Source organism: Streptomyces sp. NPDC048191 (genome assembly GCF_040652655.1).
In the GTDB taxonomy this organism is placed as follows: Bacteria; Actinomycetota; Actinomycetes; order Streptomycetales; family Streptomycetaceae; genus Streptomyces.
The window spans coordinates 17,114-26,791 of record NZ_JBEZMO010000003.1 but is presented as its reverse complement, the minus strand read 5'-3'; the positions used below and the strand labels follow the sequence as shown (position 1 = coordinate 26,791).

The following is a 9,678-nucleotide window of genomic DNA, read 5'->3' as shown; positions in this document are numbered from 1 at the left end:
ACCTCCTTGAGTTACCTGTAGACGCCAGTAACCGGTAACGGTTACTGCATGCTCCCGCATTGGAGGTAACGTCGCAAGCATGAGTGAGAGATCGGCCGCCCCCGGTGCCCTGGCGCTGGTCGAGTCCCTGGTCAACACGCTGGACATCGAGACCGGCGCCGACACGCTGGACACGCGGGAGGGCCGGGAGCGGTTCGGGATCGCCGAGGACGGCCTGGAGGAGGCGCGGGAGCTGCGGGAGTCGCTGCGCACCGCGCTGCTCGCGCACGCCGGGCACCCGCCGCACCGCGCGGCGACCCCGCTCGGCGCGCTGCTCTCCCGCGCACCCCTGTACGTCGCCGTCGACGAGCGGGACGGCTCCGCGGCCCTCGCCCCCGCCACGGACGGCCCGCTGCTCTCCCGTGTCGCCGCCGCCGTCGCCGAGGCGCTGACCCGGGGCACCTGGATGCGGCTGAAGGCCTGCGAGGCCGACACCTGCCACTGGGCGTACTACGACCGCAGCCCGGGCGGCCGGGGCCGCTGGTGCTCGATGCAGGTGTGCGGGGCGCGCGCGAAGATGCGCCGGTACCGGGCCAAGGAGGGGTAAGACACAGGAAGTTCAGCGGCCACGTATGTGCCCGGTGGTGCAGAATGCGGAAAGACGCCGGTTCGGCCGACTGAGCCTCGGCCGAACCGGCGTCGCCACGCGCGACTCAGGCCGTCGGACGGCCCATCGCCCGGTACGTCCAGCCCGCCCGCCGCCACAGCTCGGGGTCGAGCGTGTTGCGCCCGTCCAGGATCACCCGGGCCGACGCGGCCCCGCCGAGCGCGGCCGGGTCCAGCTCACGGAACTCGCGCCACTCGGTCAGGTGCAGGACGACGTCGGCACCCCGGACCGCCTCCAGCGCCGAGTCGGCGTACCCGAGCGTCGGGAAGACGCGCCGGGCGTTCTCCATCCCCTTCGGGTCGTACACGGTGACCTGGCCGCCCTGGAGGTGGATCTGGCCCGCCACGTTCAGCGCCGGCGAGTCACGGACGTCGTCCGAGTCGGGCTTGAACGTGGCGCCGAGCACCGCGACCCGCTTGCCGAGGAAGGAGCCGCCGCCGAGCGCCTCCCGGGTCATCTCCACCATCTGCCCGCGCCGGCGCATGTTGATGGAGTCGATCTCGCGCAGGAAGGTCAGCGCCTGGTCCGCGCCCAGCTCGCCGGCCCGCGCCATGAACGCCCGGATGTCCTTCGGCAGACAGCCGCCGCCGAAACCGATCCCGGCCCGCAGGAACTTCGCGCCGATCCGGTCGTCGTGCCCGATGGCCTCGGCCAGCTTCGCCACGTCACCGCCCGCGGCCTCGCACACCTCCGCCATCGCGTTGATGAACGAGATCTTGGTCGCGAGGAAAGAGTTCGCGGCCGTCTTCACCAGCTCGGCCGTCGGGAAGTCGGTCACGACGAACGGGGCGCCCTCGCCGATCGGGGTCGCGTACACCTCCCGCAGCAGCTTCTCGGCCCGCTCGCCGCGCACGCCCACCACGATCCGGTCCGGGTGCAGCGTGTCCTGCACGGCGAAGCCCTCGCGCAGGAACTCCGGGTTCCAGGCCAGCTCGGCATCGCCGCCCGCCGGGGCGTGGTCGACCAGGTACGACGCCAGCCGGTCCGCCGAGCCCACCGGCACGGTCGACTTGCCGACGACCAGGGCCGGGCCGTGCAGATGCGGGGCGAGGGACGAGATCGCGGAGTCGACGTACGACATGTCGGCCGCGTACTCCCCGTGCCGCTGCGGGGTGTTCACGCACACGAAGTGGACGTCGCCGAAGGCGCCCACCTCGGCCCAGTCGGTGGTGAAGCGCAGCCGCCCGGTGGACCCCTCGAAGCCCACGACGTGCCTGCGCAGCAGGTCCTCCAGACCCGGCTCGTACATGGGGGTCTCGCCGCGCTCCAGCATGGCGATCTTCTCCGGTACGACGTCGAGCCCCAGCACCTCGAAGCCCAGCTCGGCCATGGCCGCGGCGTGCGTGGCGCCGAGGTAGCCGGTGCCGATCACGGTGATCTTCAGGCTCATGCGGGTGCGCTCCAGATCGGGGTACGTCGGTGATGCGGAGCCGAGCATAGTCGGGCCGCCCACCGGGCAATTTCCCCGCTGTCGCGTAGCTCACGTAGGCGTCCCCGGGGCGGCCCTCTAAAATTTGAGTTACTTAACGGTAATTAGCGTCAGTATCACTGCGTCTTTGGAGCGTGAGAGACCGTGGCCGGAACGGCTGACTTCGACCTGTACCGCCCGTCCGAGGAGCACGACATGCTCCGAGACGCCGTCCGCTCCCTGGTCGAGGCGAAGATCGCGCCGTACGCCGCGGCGGTGGACGAGGAGGCCCGCTTCCCGCAGGAGGCCCTCGACGCCCTCGTGGCCAACGACCTGCACGCGGTGCACGTCCCCGAGGAGTACGGCGGCGCCGGCGCCGACGCGCTCGCCACGGTCATCGTGATCGAGGAGGTGGCCCGCGCCTGCGTCTCCTCCTCCCTCATCCCGGCCGTGAACAAGCTCGGCTCGCTCCCGGTGATCCTCTCCGGCGGCGAGGAGATCAAGAAGAAGTACCTGACCCCGCTCGCCAAGGGCGACGCGATGTTCTCGTACTGCCTCTCCGAGCCGGAGGCGGGCTCGGACGCGGGCGGCATGAAGACCAAGGCCGTGCGCGACGGCGACCACTGGGTGCTCAACGGCGTCAAGCGCTGGATCACCAACGCGGGCGTCTCCGAGTACTACACGGTCATGGCGGTCACCGACCCCGCCAAGCGCACCAAGGGCATATCCGCCTTCGTCGTCGAGAAGTCGGACGAGGGCGTCTCCTTCGGCGCCCCGGAGAAGAAGCTCGGCATCAAGGGCTCCCCGACCCGCGAGGTCTACTTCGACAACGTCCGCATCCCCGCCGACCGCATGATCGGCGAGGAGGGCACCGGCTTCGCGACCGCGATGAAGACCCTGGACCACACCCGCATCACCATCGCCGCCCAGGCGCTCGGCTGCGCCCAGGGCGCCCTCGACTACGCCAAGGGCTACGTCCAGGAGCGCAAGCAGTTCGGCAAGCCGATCGCCGACTTCCAGGGCATCCAGTTCATGCTCGCCGACATGTCCATGAAGATCTCGGCGGCCCGTGCCCTCACCTACCAGGCCGCGGCCGCCTCCGAGCGCGGCGACGCCGACCTCACCTACCTGGGCGCCGCCGCCAAGTGCTTCGCCTCGGACGTGGCCATGGAGGTCACCACCGACGCCGTCCAGCTCCTCGGCGGCTACGGCTACACCCGTGACTACCCGGTGGAGCGCATGATGCGCGATGCCAAGATCACCCAGATTTATGAAGGTACGAACCAAGTTCAGCGGATCGTGATGGCAAGGAACCTTCCCTAGCAGGGTTTTTGCAGGTCAGAAGCTGTTTCGACGGTCCGGCGGGACGCACTCGGCTTTCTGCCCGTTGCGGCCCGATCAGGGCCGTTCCTGGGCGTCATGCTGGGGGAATCCTGGGCGGATGCCGGGCTGAAAACGGCCACTGACCTGCACAAACAACACAGCCCCCGGCGTGACGCCGGGGGCTGTTGTCGTACGCGTATCAGGCGACCTCTGATGCCTCCGTCGGGTCGTCGGCGCCGGGCGTCAACATCGTCGCGATGGCGGCTCGACCGCGCTGCTCGGCCCCTTCGAAGATGTAGTGGTAGTGCTCCCTCAGCACGTCCGTACTGCTGTGGCCCATCCAGTCGGCCACATCGTTCTCGGGGACTCCGGCATACAGCAGCCGCGACCCGTAGTAATGCCGGAGTGAGTGCGCCTTGCAGTACTGCACCTGTCCCTTGCCCAGAGCCTCCATCCAGATCTTCGGGTAGAAGTACGACGCGTAGAGGTAGCCGGTCCGCGTCACGTTGGGGAAGAGAAGCCGCTCCGGCCCCCATACGCCGTGGTTCTTGATGTGCCGCCGAAGCTCGAAGGCGACGTTCGGCGGGAGGGGGACGGAACGCCCTGGCTCGCCTTCGTCACGAGCCTTGATGTGCCGACGCTGGATCGCGCTGTTCTTCCCCGACTCGGTGTCTCCGTCCTCCGCAATCTGGAAGTCGACGCGAAGCGTCTCGGCCTTGAAGTCGATCTGATCGCGGGACACCGCCATGGCCTCACCCAGCCGTAGGCCGCACCCGGCCATGAGCCACAGCATCGCGCGGTATCGCGGAGGAGCGGCATCCAGCATCGCCAGAACTTCCCGCGTCGTGAGCCGCCTTGCGGTGCTCTTCTGCTCCCGGATCTCCTTGGCGCGGCTGCCCACGCCCTTGACCTTCTTGCACGGGTTCCGGCCGATGATCTCGTTGGCGACTGCCCAGTCCATCATCCCGGAGAAGAACGAGAACCGCTGACGGCGTGTGCGGGCGGAGAGCTTCCGGTCCTGCTCCATCCACAAGAGCCACTGCTCGACGTCTGCGACCTTCAGGGACACGATGGAACGGGCCTTGAAGAACGGCTCAATGGTCGTGTTGAGGATGGACCGGTACTGCTTCTTGGTGCTGTTCTCCAGCTTCCTCTGATTCGTCCACTGCTCCCAGACGGCTGTCACCGGCTGCTTGCCCAACCTGTCGTCCAGGTAGGTCCCGGCGTCAAGTTCCTGTTCCTTGCGCTTGCGCTGGTCGTCGGCTCGCTTTTTGGTCTCGAACGTCTTCTGCCGCTGCTTGCCGTCCGGGTCGTACCAGAACGTCGTCCACTTCTTCGGGTCGTCCTTTGACCGCGCGACCCATGCCCTTGCCACTGAAGCGGCCCCCTCCTGCTGCTGTCGACGTACGGGCCCACCCCGCCGTCGCGCCGGTCACTCCCCGGCGTTTCAAGTTTGCGCACTGACCACCCGGGGTTGTCAACACAGGGTGGAACCCCCTGGGTGTGCTAAGTTGAGTGATATGGAAGCGGATGACAGTGGGTTCGAGATCACTCAGCAGCAAGGCGCCTGGGTGGTCCGCATGTGGTGGCCCGTGGGGCCGATCAACGGGGGACCACAACGGATCACCATCGAGCCGGCCGAAGATGCCCCTGCTCGTGAGGTGGCACGGGGCATCTCGACCACTGTCCTGCGCAGGCTCGATGTAGCCGCAGCCCTGGAGTTGGCCAAGCAGGCTCCCGAAGCCCAGCGGACGTTGGAGGAGGTGGCAGGGAAGGTAAATGGGATGGGAGAGGCGGCGGGGCTCGCCCTGGAGGGCGAGGGCGTCTCAGAGCGGTACTTGGCCTTGCTTGTTGCCACGTACACCGCCATGGCGGATTTTGGGGCTCCTGCGCCCATTCCGTGGCTGGCACGGCTCATCGGCCGCCGGCCTGAGACGGTGAAGGATCATCTGAAGCGGGCCAGAAGGGACGGATTCCTGACCACAGTTGCCGGTAAGGCGGGTGGCGAGTTGACGGACAAGGCCAAAGCAGTACTTGAGGAAATGGCTGAAGCAGGTAGCCAAGGCGACTGAATTACCTAGCACTTCATACGCATGAGCCCCCGAGGGTCTTCGGGGGCTTTCTTGTTTCTTGGAGGACGGATGGCGCTAGCCAAGCTGATGACCGTTGACGAAGTAGCTGACTATCTGAACAAGCCCCGTTCCTGGGTGTACGGGAACTGGAAGGATGAACAGATCCCGTTCCGGAAGGTAGGGCAGTCGCTTCGATGCCGCCCTGCCGACCTGGATCGCTGGCTGGACGCCCAGGGGGCCGAGTGAGCTACCACTTTGCCAAGGTCTATCGGCCGGCACATTCGAACCCTGCGATTGGGAGCGCGGTTCTTCACCTCGAAACGCGTATGTGGTTCCTGGCTTTGGACCGCATGCAGCGGGGAGGGCATTCGCCCCTGGGTTCCGGTGAATTGCAGCTCATCTTGACCAATGAGAAAGGGGAGCCGTACAGCAAGGGTCGCTATTCACAGGCGCTGGGGTCCCTCAAGGCCGCTGGGGTCCTGGCCCCGTCCGCCAGTCCTCGATGCCTGCTGATCCCTTCCACCGTCGCGGCTATGGACGCCCAGTCGAAGAAGAAGCGAGAGGAGTGCGCTACGCACGGGCACAACATCGCATGGGACGGTGCTCACGGCGACTGGATGTTCAGCACGCCGGAAGCGGCACAGCGATGGGAGGCCGAGTGCGACAACCTCAACCGTAAGGGTTCCCCGTTCGCATCGAACGAGTGGGCGCGAGCAGTCCGTCTCAGATCTGAGGAGTTTAACGAAATGGGCCCCTCGGCCGCTTGATACCAAGGGCTAGTCCTACGCCCCTTCTTAAATAGATGACTCCAGCCGGGGCGGTGTGAGCCCTGGCTGCTCCACTCCATCAAGAGGCCGCCCCCTTCAGCGGGGGGCGGTTTTTTGGGGTCTTGCTTTTTTACTGACACACCGAACGGGCCTTCAGCGGCCCGGAGCAGTTTGCTTCTGCTGTGCCTCGCTGACGCTCGGGGAATCGGAATCTCGTCTCCGCTCGATGCTGTCGAGTTCCCCTCAGCCTTGCTCAGCCACTGTGGTTTTTCCTCCCCGGGGCAGGGTGCGGGAGGAAAACTCCTCGTGTCCGAGCGCGGCCGAGACTGGCGCGCGGGCACCCCAATGTTTCGCTTCTCTGCGAATGATCAACAGGAGTCCCCATATTTAATCGCCATTACTTCACTACCCGTCGTCTTGCTCTCGGCCTGTCTGTCGAGGAACTGGCGGGTGAAATCATGGTCGCCCCCTCCACCGTGTACCGGTGGGAGTCTGGGGAGACCTCCCCGAATCTGCGAACACTCATCCGCGTTAGCCGCAGCCTGCGTGTGCCCCTGCATGCCCTGGCGGAGCAGGCCGGTGGCGATGAGAGCACCACGCGAGCGATTCAGCCTGCCGAGATTCATCGCATAGCCAAGGAGAACAACGATGAACGATGACCCGATGCGCGCAATGATCCGAGCCGAAATCCTGAAGGCGATGCAGGAGGCCAGGCCCGCGCAGTACACGCGGGACGATCTCGCCCGCATGTCGCCGGAGCAGATTTCCCAGGCCCGACGCTCGGGCCATTTTGATGACCTGATGTTCGGCCGTAACTGAAATACGAGGAGACCCATGCCCATCATTCACCGAGGATTTGATCTGTCGGCATTTCAGCTCTCTGATGAGACCCTGGAACTGATTCGCAAGCGTGACGAGCTGGAGGAGCGCCACCGCAAGTACAGGATGGAGAACGCGGACTGTGCTCGCCAGTACATCGATGACAGCCACGGCCGCGCGTCGCGTGATTACTACGTTCCCACATTGCGCAAGGCAGATAAGGAACTCAGGGAGCAGGAGATGCAGGCCGTAGCCGACGGCCGACCGCTTCCTGATCGGGATGAGCATCTGGCCGAGGTCCGTTCGAGAGTCAAGGAGTATGAGCGGGTAGAGCCTGCCCTGGCCCGAGCTGCGGAGCAGGCCGAATCGGCAGTAACGGACGCCATTGTGAAGGAACTGCCGGAGCTGGCTCACCAGGGGTTCGAGCAGTCTGAGCGTGCGCTGAAGCAGTACCGGGCAGCGATCGCCAAGGCGGAAGCGGCACGCGAACAGTTGGCAGGCAGCGTCAGCCGCTTCCTGTGGGCTACAACCGGGGGAGAGCTGACCCGGCCCAAGTGGCGCGGATTTTCTGGCGCCCTGGGCGAAGAGGTGAACGCCTGGCGGACCACTTCGGATGGCCGACTCACTTTCGACAGCGCCAAGGATCTGGGCCTGATCGACCAGTACCGAGGCAACCGGGCTGAGTTCGGAGACCTCGTCGCACCACCCGAGGAAGACGCCGCCTGACAAGTGCTGCTGAATCGGCGATTTCCCGGTTCCTGATCCTGGATTTGATCGGGCCCTCGTCAGCGGGGGCCCGGTTTTCTTCACCGCTAGTCGATCTCACGGCTCAGCCGGCCGTGACTGTCCGTTTCTCCCGGAGGACCCATGCCGAAGATGCGTAACCCGAACTCACCGCACTCCCGATACAAGGGCCTGGACGTGCTGCCGAACGACCACGGACTTCCTGTTCCTGACCTGCCCTCGGCGCGGGAATGGTCTGAGGCCGAGCGCGAGCAATGGCACCAATGGTGGAGTTGTCCGCAGTCCGCGCGCTGGGATGAGTCCTACGTTCCGACAGTGGCCGTCATGCTCACCTACTACGGGAAAATCCTTGATGGCACTGCCACCCGCGACCACCTGACCGAATACCGGCAGTTGGCGACGTCCCTTGGTCTGACGGCTGACGGCATGAAGCGGCTGGGCTGGGCCTTTGAGGGGGATGAGTGAGCAGACGAGCGGCCAAGGCAGGGGCGGCAGGCGCCCACGACGGAATACACCGGCCCGGTTATGAGTGCCCATGGTCTGAGCCGCAGTGCTCGGTCTGTGTCGAGGAGTTCGCTATTCACATCGGCTGGCAGGCGACCGGAAAAGTGAAGCCATGGGATGACGGACTGGAGCACCAGCCGAAGAGCTGTCACGTGTGCCGACAGATGTGAACTGCTGGACCTTGGGGATTTGATTGGCAAACGCGATGGAAGGAATTTGCCCCCGGCGGGTCCGTTCTCTTTCGAATTAAGCATTACCCCCGGTTTCGTCATGCATTCAATTCAAATTCGACCCATTCTTTGTAATTAGTTCGAAATCTGCGCGTGACCGTCTCGGGATAGGTTTTCTTTGAATGGATGAGAAAATAGAGACGTAGGCAGGCGTCAAGTGGCGAGCCGATATCAGTCGACCCTCAAGGCAAAGGAAGCGGGCAAATGCGCAAGGTGGTTGTGGTTGAGGTTGAGAAGACGTACTGCGATGCCTGCTTGCGCAAGGGTGCGGAGGTGGAGGCGACCGAGGTCCTGTCTCTGGCCACCTCTGTTGAGGGCGCCTCTGACCGCGCATGGGACCTGTGTCTCTCCCACAGCATCACCTTCGGTCGGTACCTCGTAGACACCCTGGGCATGGGTGACGGCACTGTGCCCCAGGCTGCTGCCCGTGTGTCCATGCATGAGGTGGACGAGCACCAAGACGTGACTGAGACTGAGCCCGAGGCCGTTGCTGAGCAGGCTGCTGAGGCTGCTCCTGTGGCTGAGGTGGAGCGCAAGGGCAGTGTGGTTGTAGCTGGCCTGCCTGATGACTACGACGTGAGCGACTACCGGGCGGCCCTGGCGAACCTGGGCTACAAGACGGTGCACAAGGCGCAGGGCGACACCGTGGGCATCATCGTGGGCACCAACGGGGCCAACGCCGTGGGCAAGCTCCTGGACGCCAGTGATGCAACGCTCCCGTGCCTTAGCACGGTTGAGCAGCCGGGCGCATTCAAGGCTGCCGTCCAGTCTGGTCTGCTGACGTTCCCCCACGAGATTCCGGCGCCTGCCAAGGTCTACGCCGTTCGCAGCACTGAGCCCGAGGCCGGTAGCCCGGAAGCGATACGTGCGTGGGCCAAGGCCAATGGCGTGCCCTGTGCCTCGAAGGGCCGGATCAGTGCGAAGATCCGCGAGGCTTACAAGGCGGACATGGCGGGAAAAGCTGCGGCCTGAGGGAGCCTGAGAACGGGGCCGCGGTAGTGGCGGCCCCCGCTCCCAAGCGGGCCACTCGCAAACACCCAACGCCCAAGGACACGACCGTATGGCGGTCGGCCCGGCGCAGCCTCCCCACCAAGCCCAGCCGTAAGGCATTCGCCGCTGGTTCGTGGGTGAGGTGGACCGGCACAAATGGACGGGACTACGAGGG

At 65.5% G+C, this 9,678-nt stretch carries 11 protein-coding genes; 9 read left to right on the top strand and 2 right to left on the bottom strand.

Annotated features, from left to right (window positions below):
* Positions 1-79: 79 nt before the first annotated feature.
* A complete protein-coding gene (locus tag AB0D93_RS05900) occupies positions 80-586 on the top strand; it encodes a CGNR zinc finger domain-containing protein (protein WP_362113630.1) in 507 nt (168 codons plus the stop codon).
* A 106-nt stretch (positions 587-692) separates the two neighbouring features.
* Here AB0D93_RS05900 and AB0D93_RS05895 read toward each other — a convergent pair whose 3' ends face one another.
* On the bottom strand, positions 693-2,036 hold the full coding sequence (locus tag AB0D93_RS05895; protein WP_362113627.1) for a UDP-glucose/GDP-mannose dehydrogenase family protein: 1,344 nt from the start codon (positions 2,034-2,036) through the stop codon (positions 693-695).
* Positions 2,037-2,219: 183 nt separating this feature from the next.
* On the opposite strand from AB0D93_RS05895, the gene AB0D93_RS05890 reads away from it, so the two are divergent.
* The gene (locus tag AB0D93_RS05890; RefSeq protein ID WP_362113624.1) at positions 2,220-3,377 is read left to right on the top strand and encodes an acyl-CoA dehydrogenase family protein; all 1,158 of its coding nucleotides are present in this window, start codon (positions 2,220-2,222) and stop codon (positions 3,375-3,377) included.
* 199 nt (positions 3,378-3,576) lie between these two features.
* Here the strand turns inward: AB0D93_RS05890 and AB0D93_RS05885 are convergent, their stop codons facing one another.
* A complete protein-coding gene (locus tag AB0D93_RS05885; protein ID WP_362113621.1) occupies positions 3,577-4,752 on the bottom strand; it encodes a site-specific integrase in 1,176 nt (391 codons plus the stop codon).
* A gap of 145 nt (positions 4,753-4,897) precedes the next feature.
* On the opposite strand from AB0D93_RS05885, the gene AB0D93_RS05880 reads away from it, so the two are divergent.
* From AB0D93_RS05880 to AB0D93_RS05850, 7 genes are all read left to right on the top strand, one after another.
* Positions 4,898-5,449: a hypothetical protein gene (locus AB0D93_RS05880; protein WP_362113618.1), complete on the top strand. Its 552-nt coding sequence runs from the start codon at positions 4,898-4,900 to the stop codon at positions 5,447-5,449.
* A gap of 21 nt (positions 5,450-5,470) precedes the next feature.
* Entirely contained in the window at positions 5,471-5,695 is a 225-nt protein-coding gene (locus AB0D93_RS05875) for a helix-turn-helix domain-containing protein (protein WP_362113615.1), read from the top strand.
* A 904-nt stretch (positions 5,696-6,599) separates the two neighbouring features.
* The gene (locus AB0D93_RS05870) at positions 6,600-6,875 is read left to right on the top strand and encodes a helix-turn-helix transcriptional regulator (RefSeq protein ID WP_362115044.1); all 276 of its coding nucleotides are present in this window, start codon (positions 6,600-6,602) and stop codon (positions 6,873-6,875) included.
* Positions 6,865-7,035 carry a hypothetical protein gene (locus AB0D93_RS05865; RefSeq protein ID WP_362113612.1) on the top strand — a complete coding sequence of 57 codons (171 nt, stop codon included), beginning with the start codon at positions 6,865-6,867 and terminating at the stop codon, positions 7,033-7,035. Before AB0D93_RS05870 ends, AB0D93_RS05865 begins: the two co-directional genes overlap by 11 nt.
* A gap of 15 nt (positions 7,036-7,050) precedes the next feature.
* Positions 7,051-7,761: a hypothetical protein gene (locus AB0D93_RS05860; RefSeq protein ID WP_362113609.1), complete on the top strand. Its 711-nt coding sequence runs from the start codon at positions 7,051-7,053 to the stop codon at positions 7,759-7,761.
* A 141-nt stretch (positions 7,762-7,902) separates the two neighbouring features.
* Positions 7,903-8,244, top strand: a complete 342-nt coding sequence (locus tag AB0D93_RS05855) for a hypothetical protein (RefSeq protein ID WP_362113606.1) — start codon at positions 7,903-7,905, stop codon at positions 8,242-8,244.
* A 473-nt stretch (positions 8,245-8,717) separates the two neighbouring features.
* Positions 8,718-9,485, top strand: a complete 768-nt coding sequence (locus tag AB0D93_RS05850) for a histone-like nucleoid-structuring protein Lsr2 (RefSeq protein ID WP_362113603.1) — start codon at positions 8,718-8,720, stop codon at positions 9,483-9,485.
* Positions 9,486-9,678: the final 193 nt, after the last annotated feature.

What these genes read in the sequence shown, in the direction of transcription:
- AB0D93_RS05880 (WP_362113618.1), top strand. Translation starts at nt 4,898, where the DNA reads ATGGAAGCGGATGACAGTGGGTTCGAGATCACTCAGCAGCAAGGCGCC.
- AB0D93_RS05850 (WP_362113603.1), top strand. Translation starts at nt 8,718, where the DNA reads ATGCGCAAGGTGGTTGTGGTTGAGGTTGAGAAGACGTACTGCGATGCC.
- AB0D93_RS05860 (WP_362113609.1), top strand. Translation starts at nt 7,051, where the DNA reads ATGCCCATCATTCACCGAGGATTTGATCTGTCGGCATTTCAGCTCTCT.
- AB0D93_RS05895 (WP_362113627.1), bottom strand. Translation starts at nt 2,036, where the DNA reads ATGAGCCTGAAGATCACCGTGATCGGCACCGGCTACCTCGGCGCCACG.
- AB0D93_RS05865 (WP_362113612.1), top strand. Translation starts at nt 6,865, where the DNA reads ATGAACGATGACCCGATGCGCGCAATGATCCGAGCCGAAATCCTGAAG.
- AB0D93_RS05875 (WP_362113615.1), top strand. Translation starts at nt 5,471, where the DNA reads ATGAGCCCCCGAGGGTCTTCGGGGGCTTTCTTGTTTCTTGGAGGACGG.
- AB0D93_RS05900 (WP_362113630.1), top strand. Translation starts at nt 80, where the DNA reads ATGAGTGAGAGATCGGCCGCCCCCGGTGCCCTGGCGCTGGTCGAGTCC.
- AB0D93_RS05855 (WP_362113606.1), top strand. Translation starts at nt 7,903, where the DNA reads ATGCCGAAGATGCGTAACCCGAACTCACCGCACTCCCGATACAAGGGC.